Raw genomic sequence first — 17,226 nt, 5'->3', positions numbered from 1 at the left:
GCCAAGGGTCCAGCAAAGGCACCCTGACCCGGACAGCTGAAGCCCTCCAGGCTCAGACGCGACGGCTGGTCTCAAACAGGAACCATACGCGGCGTTCGGCCTCGTCGATCCAGTTCTCCAGCAAGCTGGCGGTGGCGACATCACCATGCTCATCGCACAGTTCATGGGTTTTGCGCATATACGACGCGAGCTGGATGTTGTCTTCGCGAAGCTCCGCGAGCATGTCGTCCGGCGTGACGAAGTCTGCATCGTTGTCCAGCAGCCGCTGCATGCGGGAAGCATGACCCAGCGAGCGCAGCGTGGTGCCACCCAGCTTGCGCACACGCTCGGCAATAGGGTCGACCGTGGCGTAGATCTGGTCCGCCTGCTCGTCCAGCAACAGGTGATAGTCACGGAAATACGGGCCCGACATGTGCCAGTGGAAGTTCTTGGTCTTCAGATACACGGCCAGTATGTCCGACAGCAATGCGTTGAGTTCCCCGGAGATGTCGCGCGTCGCATTTTCGCCCAATGGCGAAGGCGTCGAGAGAGCCGCCTTGCGGCGGGTTTTGGCGTTGCTTGTGTCGCTCATCGCATGTCTCCGGTGGGGAAAGGGAATCGTTTCGTATCGCTCATTTCGGTGCCGCGGCCGCCGCGGCGTCCTCGCTACGAAGGTAGGCAACCAAGGCCAGCAATGGCGGCACGAGAAAGCACCAAACGCCGGCAAACGCATACAGCAATGCGGCGGCCGCACAGCCCACGGCAAAGGCCAGCACGGCGAAGCTCATACGCGCGAGTCGCGTATTCACCACGCCCACCTGCTCGGGGGAAGCGCCCTGAATACGCTCGGCAATGTCCAGCATGATTTGCGTGGTGGTACCGGTCATCAATGTCGATGGCGGTGAACTGGAGAGATGGACGCGATGCACGGCGTTCTGTATGGCCATGGCAGTCACCAGGGTCATGCCGGTGACCGTGGCTGACCAGCTGTCACCGGCAGTGAAGGGGCCGTAGTACACCGCCAGTACGGCGGCGGCGACCAAAAAAAGCAGCTTGATCGCCAACAGGGTCTTCAGCACCGGCAACCCACGATCGATCAGGCGATAGCTCAGCAGGCGGGTAAGCATCACAGCAACACAGAACACTGGCAGCGCGAGCAACTTGGCAATGACGCCGGAAGTACCCGTTACCAGCGCCGCGCCTATGGTGACGAAGTTGCCGGTGACGTGCGCGGTGAACAGACCGTGCAGTGCCAGGAAGCCGGCGGTATCGACATACCCCGCATTCACGCTGAGTACCGTCGGTAACATGGGTTTGTCGGCCATGCGGTAATTTCCTTCTGTAGGGCGTAGGGGATGCACTCAGGCTCACCACACGAACTTCAGCTCGACGCGGAGATAGTTACTGTCTCGTCCACCGGCCAAGCGGATGGCATGACCGACGTCGTAATGCACAGCTTCCACCGCCCCGATGAAGTTGGCGTTGAAGACATAATCCGCTCGCAGCTGGCCGTATACGCCGGTCCAGTGACCGCCCCTGCCCGCCGTACCCGCGAGCGGAATGTCAGGCTGCACGTAGATGGCATCGGCGGTGGATTGACGCCACTGAAAAGCTACGGCGCCAGTAAGCGTAAGTTTGGCCAACGGCTTGATGGTCAGGCTCGGCTTGAGGTGTAGCAAGTTGGTATAGCCCGTGAACCCGGCGAGCGTGAAGTAATAGCCATTGGGAAATAGCGGATTGAACGTGCCCAGAGTGTGATCGCCAGTGCGGCGATCGCCTGATGCCGCATCGAACTGCAAACCCGCGCGGGGATGCCAGGCAGGACCGTCCCAGGTGAAGCCGACACGCGCACCGGTTGCCCAGGCCTCGACATCCTTGGGGCCGACCGTCCCTCGCTGCACCATGCCTTCCAGGTCCCAGTCCAGGCCCATGGCGGCGCCTGCGAATCGCACGTCGTAGACGTCGCGCCGCTCCTTGCCCACAGCGTCCAGATATGTCGCGTCGTCGAGGCTGTAACGCGAGACATAGGCAGACAGCTCGTCACGCCCCCACAGCTGCCGCTCCACGCGCAAGGTGCTGAAACGGAAGTGACGATTGGACGTATCGTCAAAGGGATGCTCGTCCTTGTACTGCACAGGCTGGCTGATGAAGCCGATGAAACGCCATTTCCCGGTTTCCCAATCAGCCCAGACCGCGTCGAAGGACTGCCGCACGTTCGGCCCATCTCGCAGCGACACGAAACGCTGCAGGTCGAACGCGAAGTCCTGCCGCCCTACCCGCGCCTTGAACGTGCCTGCAGCGAAAGGGCGCACATAAGCCACGAAGGCCAGGCGCAAATCCCAAGGGTTACGGTCGGCACCACCAATCACGTGCTTGTTCTCGGTGCGCACGTCTTCGACCTGCACGAAACCTTGCCAGTACTGGCCGATGCGGGCATCGGCATGCACCTGAAAGCGCTGCAGCAAGTAGGTATTGGCGGTATTTCCGCCGATACCAAAACTCGCCGCGTTCGACGTATCTATCCGCTCACGCAGGTTGACGCCCAGCGAGAGATAGCTCCTGGGATCACTTGAACTCAATGATATGTATTTGAGCGAATCGCCCCATTGAGTGCGCAAAGCTGGATCGGCCAGCGCCGACCAGTCTTCCTGCCAGCGATTGCTACTGAATTGGGGACGCGCCCCAGCGTTCGTCGGCTCCTCAACCTCATCTTGTGCGTGGGCCTGCACCGACCACATCAGCAGACCGCCAGCGAGCACTGCGCACGCCGCACCCATTCCGGAGCGGCGACCGAACCCATCCGCGCGCGGCAAGCAATGGACTCGCCTGGCCATGCCCCGCATTCGCCTATTTGCCTGCGTTGGCGTGGATCTCGGCCACATAACCGCCAGGGAACTTCACCACGGCCGATGCGCGACCTTCGCTGGTGAATGGCTCGACTAGCACGCTTGCACCATTGGACTTTGCCTTGCCCAGCGTTTCGGTGAGATCGGCAACCTCATAGCCCGTCAGCTCATGGCCATAGGGATAAGGCAGGTGGCCGTCGGTGACATGCACCGTCATCCTGCCGAACGTCGATTCGATGCGGATACGCCGATACGTGTCGTTGGGCCGACCGATCTCCACACCCGGCGCCTTGGCCACATCGGACACCACCTTGCCGTGCGAAAACTTCAGGAAACTGCGCACGAATGCATCCGCGCGATCGGGCGACACGTAGACGCGATTCTCGGGAATGGCATGGAACGGCGCATACGACGGCGACGTGGTGTGCCAATACAACTGCATGTTCACGCCACCCGGCCACTGGATTACCGCATCGCGGCCGATAGGGTCGGGAAATGGCTGCACGATCACATCCGCGCCCGCCGCACGCGCGGCGCTGATCGCCTGGTCAAGATCGGTGACCAGGTAGCCCGTGCGCTCCAGCCCAAACGGATAGGGAACCGGTGTCTTGAAGCCGAACAGCGACACCGTCCCCACCGGCGTCTGCAGCAACTGCGAGGTCGTACTGCTGGGCGTAGGCGTCACCGTCGCGACGACCTGTTTGCTGCTCTGTCCGCCGAACGTACCGAGGAAACTGCTCACAAAGCGGTCGACATCATCCGGCGCCACATAGACATGCGTGGTGTCGTATTGCGCACCAACGGCCACCATCGGCGTGGCCGCCTCCTTCGCAAACGCGAGCGAAGGAGAGATCAGCGATGCCGCAGCTACCAGCCCGAGGCTGAGAATGGAGTTCAAAGTGCGGTAAGACATACGCATGGAATAACTCCTTGAAGATTTGGCCCGATGGAAGAAGGAGGCGAGCAAAGCTCACGTCTTCGTGATCCTTCCGCGCAGGTCATGCCAGGCCACCAGCACGAAGCCGCCAACCAGCCCCAGATGTTCGAAAAACGCATTGGCCATGCCGAAACGCACAGAAGCAGGTGCGTCCCAAAACCGATTGGCGAGAAAGGTCGCCATCAGCGTGAAGCCTGCCAAAAGCAATGCACCCAGCCAGCGGCGAAACCCCAGCAGGATCGCCAGTGATGCACCCAGCTCCAGCACGATGGTGGCCACGGTGATTGGCATGGCGGGCGCCAGTCCGAAATGCGCGGTCTCGGCCATGGCCCCATTGAAATCCACCAATTTCTGGATACCACCCTGCAGATACGCGGCGCACAGACCAAGTAACGCCAGCCAATGCACTACTGGCGTCGCAACGGCAGATGCCCATCGGGTACCCAGGGACCGGACCGCTGTATCACTCATCTAGACCGCCCAACACGCGCAGCCAAGCGCGCCCCAGAACGACTTCAAGTCTGACACCGGCAATGAACTCGACCACGCATTGGCGTGCTCATGGTTATGTACACCACAGGCATGCCCGCATCCGCAGGCGGCCCGCGCAACCACGGGTGCCGCGTGACGCTGTTGCGCCCAGGCACCATAGCCGCCATAGACACGAACCGGTGACCAGTCCGGCATGGCCGGCGGCACATCCACTTCGTCCAGTGAAGCGAACTCACCGACGCCATAGACGATGCGTCCGCCCACCATGGTGAGCAACGATGTGGTGTCGGCAATATCGTCTTCCGCGCATGCAAAGAAGTCGCGATCGGGCACCATCAGGTCAGCGAGCTGCCCCACCTGTATCTGACCTTTCTTTCCCTCTTCGTTGGAAAACCAGGTGACGTACTCCGACCACATGCGAAGTGCGGTGTCGCGATCCAGGCAATGTCGACGCGGATAGAGCGAAAGGCCGCCCACGGTCTTGCCGGTCACCAGCCACGACAACGACACCCACGGGTTGTACGAGGCCACGCGAGTGGCGTCCGTACCGGCGGACACTCTCACGCCCTTTTCCAGTATGCGCGCTACGGGCGGTGTCGCCTGCGCAGCGGCCGCGCCGTAGCGCTCCACGAAATACTCGCCCTGGTAGGCCATGCGGTGCTGAACGGCAATGCCTCCGCCGAGCGCAGCGATACGATCGATAGACCGCTCCGAGATGGTCTCGGCGTGATCGAAGAACCAGTTGAGTCCTTGCAGCGGAATCTCTTTGTTGACCTTCTCGAATACGTCCAGTGCGCGGCTGATGGTTTCGTCATAGGTGGCGTGCATGCGCCACGGCCAGCGGTTCTCGACCAGGATGCGCACCACTTCCTCAAGGTCGCCCTCCATCTGGGGCGGCATGTCGGGTCGTGGCTGACGGAAGTCCTCGAAATCCGCTGCGGAGAACACCAGCATCTCGCCAGCACCGTTGTGTCGGAAATAATCGTCACCCTGCTTGTACTTCGACGTACGCGTCCAGTTAAGGAAGTCGTCTTTCTCTTGCTTGGGTTTCTGCGTGAAGAGGTTGTAGGCGAGGCGCAGGGTGAGCTGGCCTTCAGCGGCGAGCTTATCGATCACCGCATAGTCGTCAGGATAGTTCTGGAAGCCGCCGCCCGCGTCGATAACCCCGGTGACGCCCAACCGATTCAATTCGCGCATGAAGTGACGCGTGGAATTGAGCTGGTAGTCGAACGGCAGCTTGGGCCCCTTGGCCAGCGTGGCATACAGGATGGAGGCATTGGGCTTGGCCAGCAGCAGTCCGGTCGGATTGCCCGAGGCATCGCGCACGATCTCGCCACCCGGCGGTTCGGGCGTGTCTTTCGTATAGCCCACGGCGCGCAAGGCGGCCGCATTGAGAATGGCACGGTCGTACAGATGCAGCAGAAATACCGGTGTATCGGGAGCCACGACATTAAGCTCTTCGATCGTCGGCAGACGCTTTTCGGCGAACTGGTGCTCGGTGAATCCGCCGATGACACGCACCCACTGCGGCGAAGGCGTGATGGCCACTTGCTGCTTCAGCATCGCCATCGCATCGGCCAACGAACGCACGCCATCCCAGCGCAGTTCCAGGTTGTAGTTCAGGCCGCCACGGATGATGTGCGTGTGGTTGTCGATCAGTCCTGGCAATACACGCCTGCCCTTCAGGTCGATCACGCGCGTGCGCGACCCGGCCAGCGGCATGATGTCTGCGCCGGTGCCGACGGCCACGAACTTGCCACCGGCGACGGCAACCGTGTCCGCCTCGGGATGCGAGCGGTCAAGCGTGGTGAAGCGCCCGCCACGCAGGATCAGATCAGGCGCAACTGCCGGCGCGGTCACGACCGCTCCCCTTTCTCCTCACCATGAGGCGGCGTAACCGAAGCCTTGGGCAGCTCGCCAAAGCAATGCGGTTTCACCTGCGAATCAAACCAGCTGGTGGCTATCGCTTCGCGGTGCATCAGGCTCTTGACCAAGGGCGGCACCTGCTCACCCAACAGGATGCCAAGCAGGCCCACCAGCGCCACCATGGGTGGCGCTGGCGAACGCACGTTGAGCAAGCCATAGATAACGCCGACCAGCACGCCCACAGCAAGGGAAATCAGGTAGATCTTCATCGACGTTTACCTCCGCGCCACTTATCTGGGCAGCACACTGCTTAGCCTTCGTGTGCGCCGAACATGCTCTTGGCGTAGATGACGCCCAGGCCGTACGAACCACCGAACCGCTTTGCGATGCCGGTAGTACTGTCGTAACTCTCCGTGCGCGCCCAGTCTCGCTGCAGCTCAAGCAGGTACTGCAATGAGGTCATGGGCCTGACACCCGCCTGGATCATGCGGTCCATGGCCCGGTTGTGCGCCTCGGTCGAGACGTCGCCGCAGGCGTCGGCCACCACGTACACCTCGAAGCCCTGGTCCAACGCCGAAAGCGTGGGCCCGACGATGCATACCGAGGTCCAAAGCCCGCCAAACACCAGGCGTGTCTTGCCGATCTCGTTCACGCGCTTGATGACGGCCACGTCTTCCCAAGTGTTCATGGATGTGCGGTCAAGCAGCGCCTGGCCCGGGAATGGCTCGATTACCTCATCGAACATGGGGCCCGAGAAACTTTTCTCGGCCACTGTGGTGAGAATGGTCGGCACCTTGAAGCTGGCCGCCGCATGCGAAATCAGGGCGGCGTTGTTGCGCAGGGTGATGGCGTCGATGGAATGCGTGGCAAACGCCATCTGCGACTGGAAGTCGATCAGGACCAACGCGTGATCCGTGGGCGTGAGCAACTGTTTGCCCGGTGTGGGTGTGGCGGTGATGGCCATGTGCATTCTCCTGGATGTCGTCAACAGGACCCGCCAGCCACGCAAGTGGTGGCCGGCGGGCCAAACAGAATCAGGAGCGAATGAACGCGAGCAGGTCCTCGTTGACCTGATCCTGATGCGTAGCGGTGAGGCCATGCGGCGCGCCCGGATACACCTTGAGCGTGGCGTGCTTCACGATCTTTGCCGAGAGCCGGCCCGCGTCGTCGATAGGCACGATCTGGTCGTCATCGCCGTGAATCACCAGCGTGGGCACTTCGACCTTCTTCAGGTCAGGCGTGTAATCCACTTCGGAGAACTGCTTGATGCAGTCGTACTGGCCCTTGAGCCCGCCCATCATGCCCTGCATCCAGAACGAATCACGCATGCCCTGCGTCGCCTTGGAGCCCGAGCGGTTCGCACCAAAGAACGGGCCCGACAGATCCTTGAAGAACTGCGAACGATCGGCCAACGTCTTGGCGCGGATGTCGTCGAACACGGTGATCGGCAGACCGCCCGGATTGTTGGGGCCCTTGACCATGATCGGCGGCACGGCACCGATCAGCACCAGCTTGGCCACGCGCGCATTGCCATGACGGCCGATGTAGTGCGCCACTTCGCCACCACCCGTGGAATGACCAACCAGCACGACGTTCTTGAGATCGAGCTTCTCGATCAACTGGGCGAGATCGTCGGCATAGGTGTCCATGTCGTTGCCGTTCCACGGCTGGCCGGAACGGCCGTGACCGCGACGGTCATGGGCAATGGTGCGATAGCCGTGCGAGCTGAGGAAAAACATCTGCGCGTCCCACGCATCGGCGGTCAGCGGCCAGCCATGCGAGAACACGACAGGCTGCCCCTGGCCCAGGTCCTTATAGAAAATCTCGGTACCGTCTTTCGTGGTGAACATCGTCATTTCGGGTTTTCCGTGGTGGGGTTGAGATGGCACAGGAGCGCCAAAGGACGACGAAGGCACCGCCAGGCCGGCAATCGGCAATGCCAGTGCCGCCGAGACCGTGGCAACACCGCTGAGGAAGGCACGCCTGGGCTGACTGACGTCGTTAGCCGGATCATTCGTCGACATGAAGACTTTCCTTGTTGATGGCCTGCAGATGACGGACACCCGATAGCTGCTCGAAGGCGCAACCTTCCCTTGGCCTCCCGCAGATCGTACGCGTGAGCCTGTGGTCATCGGATGAACCGGATGGGCGAAGCGAGAGTGAACTCGCCTACCATTCTTGCCAGAACGCGCTCCATGCGAAGCCCTATCGCGGCAAATCTTCCCTACTCGATCGGGTAGGCTTCTTTCGCCGTGGCCTCATGCTGCAAAACGGATGCGCATGCCGCACCGCCTGGTCGCTCAGGCGTCGAAGAAGCCGCGATCCCGGGCGAGCGTGACCGCATGCGTGCGATCCATCGCGCCGAGCTTGGTCATGATGTTCTTCAGACGCGCCTTCACGGTGTCTTCGGACACGCAGAGAATGTCGGCAATGCGCTTGTTCGTATGTCCCGTGGCGACCAGTCGCAACACACTCAATTCGCGGTCGCTGAGCATCTCCGACCAGGCATGCGAGGCAATCTCGCCCGCCACCTCAGAGGCCACGACACGTCGACCATTCATGACCGAACGAATGGCGGCGAGGATTTCATCGCGCGTCGCCGTCTTGAGGAGATAGGCGCAGGCACCATGGGTCAGCGCACGCTTGACCCGCGCATCACCGGGGTACGAAGTGAGCACGATAATCTTGGCGGCCGGATATTCGCCGCTAATGGTGGCAATGGCCTGCAGGCCATCCACGCCGGGCATCTGGAGGTCAATAAGGGCAATGTCCGGCTGCAGTTCGCGATACCGCACGATGGCCTCCGCGCCATCGGCAGCCTGCCCGATCACTCGCATGTCCTCATCGCTTTCAATGGCGGCAGCAATGCCATCGCGCATGATCGGATGATCGTCGGCAATGAGGACCCGGATGCTTTCCGCACCAACTGTCACGTTGTGGTCCCTCGGCTAATGACTGGTCACGCCTCCAGGAACGAATGCAGCGCGAATCCGCCACGAGGCACCCGGCGACACTATCCGGATCGAGGCCATGGCGTTCAATGCCCGATCGGGTGATTCTCTGTTCGCGCCACGCGCCCTTCTGGTCGCGGGCAGCCCGCACTATGCTCCCATCGGTGAATGATGCTGTCGCGAGACGGTCGGCAAGCAAGGCGGGGACCCAGGTATTGAGCGTGTTCGGACGACCTGTTGGCAAGAATTCCAAGCGACGGCAGAGCTGGTGGCTTCTGCTGCTTGCGATGTGGCTGGGGCTGGTTGGCGTGGCCGCTCACGCCGGGCCGTCCGAGTTCCATCGCAAGCTTTGGACGGTCGAGCAAGGCACGCCGGCTGATATCTGGGCGCTGGCGCAGGGGAAGGACGGCTACCTTTGGCTGGGCACCGGCAACGGGCTTTACCGCTTCGATGGCGTGCGCTTCGAGCGCTTCGAGCCCGCCATCGACGAGCGCTTTCGCTCCAATGACATCACCGCCCTGACCATGCTGCCGGACGGCACCTTGTGGATCGGCTTCTACTACGGTGGCGCCAGCGTGCTGCGCGACGGCCACCTGCAACACTACCTGCCGGGCGACGCGTTTCCTCGTGGCGCCGTGCTGACCTTTGCCCGCACCAGCGACGGTGCCATCTGGGCAGCGACCGAGGGCGGACTCGCCCGCTTCGACGGGCAGCGATGGCAGACCGTCAATGCGAAGGAATGGAACTATCCGACCCAGCGCACCGACTGGCTCATCGTCGATCTCGACGGCACGCTCTGGGTCACCGATGGTGAATCCCTGGTGTTCCTTCGCCCAGGCTCGCATCGGTTCGAAGACACACAGGAGAAGGTAGCCAAGTATGGCGTGGTGATGCAGGCACCCGACGGCACCTTGTGGCTGTCCGATCATCTGCACGGCACACGAGCCCTCCCCGGCCTCTCTTCCAATCACCCGCAGTCCAAGCGACTGGATTTACCCGACAACACGACGTCTGGCGAAGCCCACCGCCTGTTGTTCGACCGGTACGGCAACTTGTGGGGCACCGATGTCGGCGAGAGCGGCATCTATCGCGTCGATGCCGTCCATCGACTCGCCAACGGCCGATCGCTGCGACCAGAAGACATCGCCGAGACTATCAATCGCAGCAACGGTCTCCTTTCCAATCGCACAGTGCCGCTGCTGGAAGATGCGGAAGGCACCATCTGGGTGGGAACCAACCTCGGGCTAGCCAGCTTTCACCGCAACAGCTTCGCGGTGCCGCCACAGATAACCCTGGGCAGTGGACAGCACTACTCCATGGCGCGCGATGGCGATGGCGTGGTCTGGCTGGCCAACGCGGGCATGCTGCTGCGCGTGGATGGGCCGGACAACCACGTCGTCAGGCGCGATTTGCCAGACATTCGCGCCGCGCTGTTCGACCGTTCGGACGTGCTGTGGCTGCTGGGCGACGACCGTCTCATGCGGGTACGCGGCGATGCGCTGGACAGCATAGCCCTGCCGTCACTGGCCGACGTCGGCAAGATCACTGCATTCACGCTCGACCGCGACGATGCCCCCTTGTTCGCCGTTTCACAACACGGGCTCTATCGCTATCACGATGGCAGCTGGTCCGCGCTCGGGCCCACGACCGCCTTGAGCGGACAGACACCCACGGCATTGAGCACGGCACCCAACGGCAATCTCTGGATTGGTTATCAGGACAACCAGCTCGCCGTCTTCGATGGAAATAACGCACAGATCTACGGCGCATCCGATGGCCTCCGGGTTGGCAACGTGACCACCATCAACGCGACCGGCAAGGACGTGCTGATCGGCGGCGAACTGGGCCTCGCCCGATGGCACGATGGAAAAATCGAATCGCTGGTCGTCACCGACGATGATGCTTTCGGCGGCATCACCGGCATTGTCCAGACCGCCAACGGCGATCTGTGGCTCAACGGCAGCAAGGGTGCCGTACTGGTCGAGGCCGTCGAGGCAAATGCAGCCTTTCAGCAGCAAGGTTATCGTCCGGCCTATCGCTTGTTCGACTACCGCGATGGCCTCCCCGGCATTGCGGTGCAGGCATCGCGCGTCCCCACGGCCACGCTCGATGGCGACCAGCGGGTATGGTTGCTGACCAGCCAGGGGCCGGCGTGGATCCAGCCACAGGACATGCGCATCAATGCATTGCCGCCGCCCGTCGCCGTCCTGTCGCTGAGCGCGGACGGCAGCCGATATGCACCGGCGGCTTCGGTGACGCTGCCCAAGGGCACCGCCAACCTGCAGTTCAGCTATACCGCGCTTAGCCTCGCCAACCCGGAGCGCGTACGCTTCCGCTACAAACTCGATGGTGTCGATGCCAACTGGCAGGATGCGGGTAACCGACGCGAGGCGTTCTACTCCAACCTGCGGCCAGGCAACTATCGCTTCCATGTATTGGCGGCGAATGACGACGGTGTATGGAACACGCAAGGAGCCGAGGTCCGCTTCGCCATCCAGCCGCGGTTCTTTCAGACGTGGTGGTTCTACACGCTGTGCGCCATCGCAGGCATTGCGCTGACGGTGGTTTTCTTTTTCTGGCGCATGCGCCTGGCCGCAGACCGCGTTCACCTGCAGCTGACGGAGCGCATGAGCGAACGCGAGCGCATCGCCCGCGACATCCACGATACGTTGCTGCAAGGCGTGCAAGGACTCCTGCTGCGTCTGCAAGCCATGCTGGCCGGCATGTCCGCGGACGACAAACGCCGTGACGTCATCAGCTCGGCCGTCGAGCAGGCAAGACAGATGGTGATCGAGGGCCGTGGCAAGATCATTTCGCTGCGTGGCGACGGGCCGCAATACATCGAGCTGGTGCAGTCTCTACTGGCTGTCGGCGAAAATCTCGCGGCGAACTATCCCACCACCTTTCACATCACCACCGAGGGCAAGCCGCGTGCACTGCTGCCTAGCGCCTTCGATGAGATCCTGGACATCGTACGCGAAGGCATTCGCAACGCATTCGTCCATGCCCAGGCCAGCCGCGTGGATGTCCGCGTAGCCTACGAGACGAGAGCCTTGCGCGTCACCGTGACCGATGACGGAGGCGGCATCGAGGACGACGCCCTCGGAGCGGCCGCGAAATTTGGCCACTGGGGCGTAGTGGGCATGCGCGAGCGCGCTGAGCGACTTAGCGCGCAACTGACCCTGCGCCGGCATCACCCTCACGGCACGGAGCTCGTACTCACCGTGCCGTGCCGAGCTGCCTACACCCCGGAGAACCCGGGTATGCGCAAGCGCAAGCCCCCTGTCGCGCCGTGAGCCACGGCTTGAACACGGCGCGACGGTCGCTTACTTCGATTCCTTTTCCATCAGCTTGTCGACGAGGTTGGCGGGCACTTCCTCGTAATGGTCGAATTCCATGGTGAACGTGCCGCGACCGCGCGTGGCCGAACGCAGGAAGTTGATGTATCCGAACATTTCCGCCAGCGGCACAAAACCCTGCACGAAAGCCTGCGGGCCCTTCTGCCCCTGATCGCTGACCGTGCCGCGGCGGCGATTGATGTCGCCAATCACGTCACCCAGGTAATCGGCCTCGGTCACTACTTCAAGACGCATCACGGGCTCGAGCAGCTTGGGCTTGCTGAGTCGATGCGCCTCTCGAAAACACTGGCGCGCAGCGATCTCGAAGGCCAAGGCGGAGGAATCCACGTCGTGGTACTTGCCATCGATCAGGCGGACCTTGAAATCCACAACCTCATAGCCGGCCACCTGCCCTTCGCGCGACTCCACCGTCACCGCGTGCTCAACCGCCGGAATATATTCGCGTGGCACGCGACCACCGACGATCTCGTCGGCAAACACTACGCCACTGCCCGACGCATGAGGTTCGAACACCATGGTCACCTCGGCAAACTGGCCAGAGCCGCCCGACTGCTTCTTGTGCGTATAGGTGTGCTCGACCGCGTGACCGAACGCCTCGCGGAAGCTGACCTTCGGCTTGCCCATGCTGGCGTCCACGCCAAGCTCGGTGCGCATGCGATCAATGGTGACTTCCAGGTGCAGCTCGCCCATGCCCTTGAGCACGGTCTGCCCGGTTTCCTTGTCCACTTCCAGGCGCAGCGAAGGGTCAGCCTTCACCATCTTGTAGAGCGCCGTGGAAAGCTTGTCGATGTCGTTGCGATGCTTCGGTTCCACCGACACGCTGATCACCGGGTCCGGGAAGCGCATGCGCTCGAGCAATGCCGGATGAGCCGGATCAGACAGCGAGTCGCCCGTCTCCGTCTCCTTCATCGACACGAAGGCGCAGATATCACCGGCGCGCACTTCGTCGATTTCGCGCGTGGCGTTGGCCTGCACTTCCACGATGCGGCCGACACGCTCCTTCTTGCCGCGCGTGACGTTGATCAAGGTGTCGCCCTTCTTGATCACACCCGAATAAATGCGACAGAAGGTGAGCGTACCGAACTGGTCGTTGATCACCTTGAATGCCAGCGCACGCGCCGGCGCTTCATCCACCACGCCCTGGTCGCCGATTACGTGACCATCTTCATCAACCAGCGCGATACCGCCGTTTTCGCCCGGGTACGGCAGGTAATCGATCACGGCGTCCAACAATTGCTGCACGCCCTTGTTGCGATAGGACGAGCCGCAGAACACGGGTACGAGTTTGCCCGACACGCAGCCCTTGCGGACGCACGCCTTGAGCGTATCGGCGTCGTACTCACCCGTTTCGATCAGCTTCTCGAACGCATCATCGTCCATCGACAACGCGCGCTCCAACGTTTCCTCGCGCAGCTTCGCAAGGCTGGCTACCCATTCCTGGTCACCCACGGCTGAAAATTTCACTCGACTGGCAATTTCATCGAGCGGCACGGTATCCCAGGGGCTGTCCTTGTCGTCGCCCTTCCACAGATAACCCACGCCCGCCACCAGATCTGCCATGCCGATGAATTCGTCATGGCTGCCCAACGGGATCTGGCATAGCAATACGTTGGCGCCAAGACGCTCCCGAATTCCCTTCACGCAGTGAGCGAAATTCGCGCCGATGCGATCCATCTTGTTGATGTAGCAGAGGCGCGGCACGTTGTACTGGTCAGCCAGGCGCCAGTTGGTTTCGGTCTGCGGCTCCACGCCGGCCACTCCATCGAACACCACCACGGCGCCGTCGAGCACGCGCAGGCTGCGGTTCACTTCGATGGTGAAGTCGACGTGCCCCGGCGTATCGATCAGGTTGATCTGGTGCCCTTTCCACTCGGTGGAGACAGCGGCGGACTGAATCGTGATGCCGCGCTTGCGCTCCTGCTCCAGATAGTCAGTGGTGGTCGACCCCTTGCCTTCCTTGGTGTCGTGTACGTCGACGATCTGATGTTTTTTGCCCGTGTAATAGAGCACGCGCTCAGTCGTGGTGGTCTTGCCAGCGTCGATGTGAGCGATGATGCCGATGTTGCGGTAAAGCCGAAGCGCTTTCTGCCGAGCCATATTGATCCTGTCCCAATAATCCGTCCCCACACCGGATCATGCGATGACGCGCACTGCCCGGCACTCTCTATGACATAGGGTCAACCAGTCCGTCATCAATGCCGCGTGAAGGCCCTATCCCATGGAGAAAATGCTGCCGATATCCTTGACTTTCGGAAAAACAGGGAGCCCCGCCGCGCCGCCTGCTCGCTTGCCTTGCTCGCCCGTCACATGCGCATGGAATCATCCATGCAAAGTGATCCGTCCCGGCCAACACGACGCCGCGCAGCAAGCATCGCCAGGCGCGCGTCACGCCACTTTTTTTCATGGCCTCGGGCCTTCACCGCGCCCAAACGGCGGCTATGCCATAGCTGCTGGCTCTTATCTTCCCTTGGAGACGCGCCCATGTCCGCTGAGCAGGTCACGCTGAGCCCGGAATTCATTGCACAGCAGCGCAAGCGGCTGGAGGCGCTGCAACAGCAGGTATTGGGAGGCGAACTGTCCTCCAACGAAAGCCGCCGCTCGTTCGAGGAACAGCACGGGGACGAAGCGGCAGAATTCGAGGACGAAGCGCAGGACATGGCGCAGGAAGAAGTGCGCCAGGCCCAGCGCGACGTGGACGCGCGGCGCGTGAAGCATATCGAGCGCGCCTTGCAGAAGATCGCGGACGGTACATACGGCTTTTCCGATCTCAGCGGCAAACCGATTCCCAAAGCGCGCCTGGAAGCGACGCCCGAGGCCATTTTCACCCTCGATGAGGAACGGGACAGCGAGCGTTCCTAGTCTCCCACTTGAATCGACGGCGTCCGCCACGATCATGGGCACAGCGCCGGCGGTTACCTGCCGGCTCCCCAAGCCAAGGATCGCCGAGGAGCATCTCGTGAGTACCCCTACCCCGTTCGACCTCTCGCCCCCTTCACCGCCGCAGCTTGACCAGCTCACATCGACGCTTACTTCGGAGGAGCGCAACGTGCTGCTCGCACACGGCACCGAGTCGCCGTTCTGCGGCGTACTGCTCACGGAGAAGCGCGCCGGTGTGTATTGCTGCAGGCTGTGCGGTTTGCCGCTGTTCCTTGGCGGCAGCAAGTTCGACAGCCGCACTGGCTGGCCGAGCTTCACCGCGCCGTTCAACGAAGGCCACCTGACCTACGTGCGTGACAGCAGCCACGGCATGGTGCGCACGGAAATTCGCTGCGTCCGCTGCGGAAGCCATCAGGGCCATGTGTTCGACGATGGCCCGCCGCCCACGCATCAGCGCTACTGCATCAATTCGGTTTCCCTCGAGTTTGTCGCCGCCACCGACCCGTTGCCCGACAAGCTTGGGCGCGGCGCCCCCGAAGGCGTCGCCTGGAATTTCATCGCGGCGTAACTCCGCCGCCCATTCACAGCCAGGAAACCTGCATATGACTCTCCACTCGCGTTATCGCCACCCGGTGTGGCTCGCTGCGGGCGTGCGCACACCGTTCGCCAAGGTGGACGGAGCGCTGGCTTCTTACGATGCCATCGCGCTTTCGGTACCGGTGGCGCGTCATATGCTGGACAGTCTGCCCAATGGCAAAACGCCCGATTTCGCCGTATGGGGCACGGTCGTGCCCAACCTCATCTGGAGCAACCTCGCGCGCGAGGTGCTGATGGACGCGGGCGCGCCGGCCACCATACCTGCGTTCTCCACCATCATGGCCTGCTCCACCAGCATGATCGGCATGATCGAAGCGGCCGGCATGCTCGATGACGGCAGCATGCAACTGGCGCTTGTGGGTGGCGTGGACAGCCTCAGCCGGATCCAGCTTGGACTTAACCAGCGACTCTCCGATTGGATTCGCCGCTTCCAGAAGGCGCGTTCGCTGGGCGAAAAGATGTCGCATGCACTGTCGCTCAAGTTTGGCGATATCAGGCTGTACATCCCAGGCATCGTCAATCGCACGAGCGGGCTCAGCATGGGCGAGCACACCGAAATCACCGCGAAGGAATGGCACCTCAAGCGCGAGGACCAGGACCAGATCGCCTATGAGAGCCATCGCAACGCCGTCGCTGGGTGGACCAACGGATTCTTTGATGATCTGGTGATACCGATGGGCGATTTCCGTCGCGACAGCATTCCCCGCGCGGACACATCGCTGGAAAAACTCGCCAAGCTGCCACCGGCTTTCGACCGCACCAGCGGCCAGGGCACGCTCACTGCAGGCAATTCGTCACCGCTCACCGACGGCGCAGCCAGCCTCTGGGTGGCCACGCAGCGCGGGCTTGATCGCCTGCCTAGCCATGTGCCTCGGGTAAAACTGATTGACTGGGAGATCGCCGCTGTCGATTTCCGAACCGAAGGCTTGTTGATGGCACCGGCCTTCGCCATTCCGCGCCTGCTCGCACGCCATGGACTCAACTACCAGGATATTGGCCTGTGGGAGATCCATGAGGCGTTCGCCGCGCAAGTGCTGTCGCACATCGAGGCGTTGCAGAGCCGAGATTTTCTCACCCGCAAGGCCGGTGTGGACCGCGATTTCGGTGCATTTCCGCGCGACCTGATGAACCCCAACGGCGGCAGCCTCGCCCTTGGCCATCCATTTGGCGCCACGGGTGCGCGCATCCTCAGCCAGGCCGTCAAGGAACTGGCCGCACTTCCGCCGGGCACGCGAGCCATCGTCAGCATCTGCGCGGACGGCGGACAGGGCACGGTGGCGCTGCTCGAAGCGGGCTAACCCAAACGACCATCAGCGTTTGCT

The 17,226-nt window shown here is 62.1% G+C and carries 15 protein-coding genes; 4 read left to right on the top strand and 11 right to left on the bottom strand.

Annotated features, from left to right (window positions below; all coding sequences use genetic code 11):
* Positions 1-52: 52 nt before the first annotated feature.
* The 10 genes from AC3CBN_RS13975 to AC3CBN_RS13930 form a co-directional block, all read right to left on the bottom strand.
* Positions 53-571: a Dps family protein gene (locus AC3CBN_RS13975; protein ID WP_488633617.1), complete on the bottom strand. Its 519-nt coding sequence runs from the start codon at positions 569-571 to the stop codon at positions 53-55.
* Between the two features lie 40 nt (positions 572-611).
* Positions 612-1,304, bottom strand: coding sequence for a YoaK family protein (locus AC3CBN_RS13970; RefSeq protein WP_488633616.1), 693 nt, complete (start codon positions 1,302-1,304; stop codon positions 612-614).
* 42 nt (positions 1,305-1,346) lie between these two features.
* A complete protein-coding gene (locus tag AC3CBN_RS13965; protein WP_488633615.1) occupies positions 1,347-2,813 on the bottom strand; it encodes an alginate export family protein in 1,467 nt (488 codons plus the stop codon).
* A 13-nt stretch (positions 2,814-2,826) separates the two neighbouring features.
* Positions 2,827-3,744: a glyoxalase gene (locus AC3CBN_RS13960; protein ID WP_488633614.1), complete on the bottom strand. Its 918-nt coding sequence runs from the start codon at positions 3,742-3,744 to the stop codon at positions 2,827-2,829.
* Positions 3,745-3,795: 51 nt separating this feature from the next.
* The gene (locus AC3CBN_RS13955; RefSeq protein ID WP_488633613.1) at positions 3,796-4,233 is read right to left on the bottom strand and encodes a DoxX family protein; all 438 of its coding nucleotides are present in this window, start codon (positions 4,231-4,233) and stop codon (positions 3,796-3,798) included.
* Positions 4,234-6,114 carry an amidohydrolase gene (locus AC3CBN_RS13950; RefSeq protein ID WP_488633612.1) on the bottom strand — a complete coding sequence of 627 codons (1,881 nt, stop codon included), beginning with the start codon at positions 6,112-6,114 and terminating at the stop codon, positions 4,234-4,236.
* Entirely contained in the window at positions 6,111-6,389 is a 279-nt protein-coding gene (locus AC3CBN_RS13945; protein WP_488633611.1) for a DUF1427 family protein, read from the bottom strand. The genes AC3CBN_RS13950 and AC3CBN_RS13945 overlap by 4 nt, the downstream gene beginning before the upstream one ends.
* A 41-nt stretch (positions 6,390-6,430) precedes the next feature.
* The gene (locus AC3CBN_RS13940) at positions 6,431-7,084 is read right to left on the bottom strand and encodes a hydrolase (RefSeq protein WP_488633610.1); all 654 of its coding nucleotides are present in this window, start codon (positions 7,082-7,084) and stop codon (positions 6,431-6,433) included.
* Between the two features lie 70 nt (positions 7,085-7,154).
* The gene (locus AC3CBN_RS13935; RefSeq protein WP_488636735.1) at positions 7,155-7,976 is read right to left on the bottom strand and encodes an alpha/beta fold hydrolase; all 822 of its coding nucleotides are present in this window, start codon (positions 7,974-7,976) and stop codon (positions 7,155-7,157) included.
* A gap of 444 nt (positions 7,977-8,420) precedes the next feature.
* Positions 8,421-8,999: a response regulator gene (locus AC3CBN_RS13930; protein WP_488636734.1), complete on the bottom strand. Its 579-nt coding sequence runs from the start codon at positions 8,997-8,999 to the stop codon at positions 8,421-8,423.
* A 293-nt stretch (positions 9,000-9,292) separates the two neighbouring features.
* On the opposite strand from AC3CBN_RS13930, the gene AC3CBN_RS13925 reads away from it, so the two are divergent.
* On the top strand, positions 9,293-12,367 hold the full coding sequence (locus tag AC3CBN_RS13925; protein WP_488633609.1) for a sensor histidine kinase: 3,075 nt from the start codon (positions 9,293-9,295) through the stop codon (positions 12,365-12,367).
* Between the two features lie 30 nt (positions 12,368-12,397).
* Here AC3CBN_RS13925 and fusA read toward each other — a convergent pair whose 3' ends face one another.
* Positions 12,398-14,527 carry an elongation factor G gene (gene fusA, locus AC3CBN_RS13920; protein ID WP_488633608.1) on the bottom strand — a complete coding sequence of 710 codons (2,130 nt, stop codon included), beginning with the start codon at positions 14,525-14,527 and terminating at the stop codon, positions 12,398-12,400.
* 384 nt (positions 14,528-14,911) lie between these two features.
* Between fusA and AC3CBN_RS13915 the strand changes: the two genes are divergently transcribed.
* From AC3CBN_RS13915 to AC3CBN_RS13905, 3 genes are all read left to right on the top strand, one after another.
* Entirely contained in the window at positions 14,912-15,289 is a 378-nt protein-coding gene (locus tag AC3CBN_RS13915; protein WP_488633607.1) for a TraR/DksA family transcriptional regulator, read from the top strand.
* Between the two features lie 97 nt (positions 15,290-15,386).
* Entirely contained in the window at positions 15,387-15,875 is a 489-nt protein-coding gene (gene msrB / locus AC3CBN_RS13910) for a peptide-methionine (R)-S-oxide reductase MsrB (protein WP_488633606.1), read from the top strand.
* Positions 15,876-15,909: 34 nt separating this feature from the next.
* The gene (locus AC3CBN_RS13905) at positions 15,910-17,202 is read left to right on the top strand and encodes an acetyl-CoA C-acyltransferase (protein WP_488633605.1); all 1,293 of its coding nucleotides are present in this window, start codon (positions 15,910-15,912) and stop codon (positions 17,200-17,202) included.
* Positions 17,203-17,226: the final 24 nt, after the last annotated feature.

This window comes from Dyella sp. OK584, from assembly GCF_057787755.1.
This window is presented reverse-complemented; position numbering and strand designations above follow the sequence as displayed.

Excerpts from the sequence above, each read along its gene's own strand:
- AC3CBN_RS13940 (WP_488633610.1), bottom strand. The coding sequence starts at position 7,084 with ATGGCCATCACCGCCACACCCACACCGGGCAAACAGTTGCTCACGCCC.
- fusA (WP_488633608.1), bottom strand. The coding sequence starts at position 14,527 with ATGGCTCGGCAGAAAGCGCTTCGGCTTTACCGCAACATCGGCATCATC.
- AC3CBN_RS13915 (WP_488633607.1), top strand. The coding sequence starts at position 14,912 with ATGTCCGCTGAGCAGGTCACGCTGAGCCCGGAATTCATTGCACAGCAG.
- AC3CBN_RS13945 (WP_488633611.1), bottom strand. The coding sequence starts at position 6,389 with ATGAAGATCTACCTGATTTCCCTTGCTGTGGGCGTGCTGGTCGGCGTT.
- AC3CBN_RS13960 (WP_488633614.1), bottom strand. The coding sequence starts at position 3,744 with ATGCGTATGTCTTACCGCACTTTGAACTCCATTCTCAGCCTCGGGCTG.
- AC3CBN_RS13970 (WP_488633616.1), bottom strand. The coding sequence starts at position 1,304 with ATGGCCGACAAACCCATGTTACCGACGGTACTCAGCGTGAATGCGGGG.
- AC3CBN_RS13975 (WP_488633617.1), bottom strand. The coding sequence starts at position 571 with ATGAGCGACACAAGCAACGCCAAAACCCGCCGCAAGGCGGCTCTCTCG.
- AC3CBN_RS13965 (WP_488633615.1), bottom strand. The coding sequence starts at position 2,813 with ATGGCCAGGCGAGTCCATTGCTTGCCGCGCGCGGATGGGTTCGGTCGC.
- AC3CBN_RS13930 (WP_488636734.1), bottom strand. The coding sequence starts at position 8,999 with ATGCGCGATGGCATTGCTGCCGCCATTGAAAGCGATGAGGACATGCGA.
- AC3CBN_RS13905 (WP_488633605.1), top strand. The coding sequence starts at position 15,910 with ATGACTCTCCACTCGCGTTATCGCCACCCGGTGTGGCTCGCTGCGGGC.
- AC3CBN_RS13935 (WP_488636735.1), bottom strand. The coding sequence starts at position 7,976 with ATGACGATGTTCACCACGAAAGACGGTACCGAGATTTTCTATAAGGAC.
- AC3CBN_RS13955 (WP_488633613.1), bottom strand. The coding sequence starts at position 4,233 with ATGAGTGATACAGCGGTCCGGTCCCTGGGTACCCGATGGGCATCTGCC.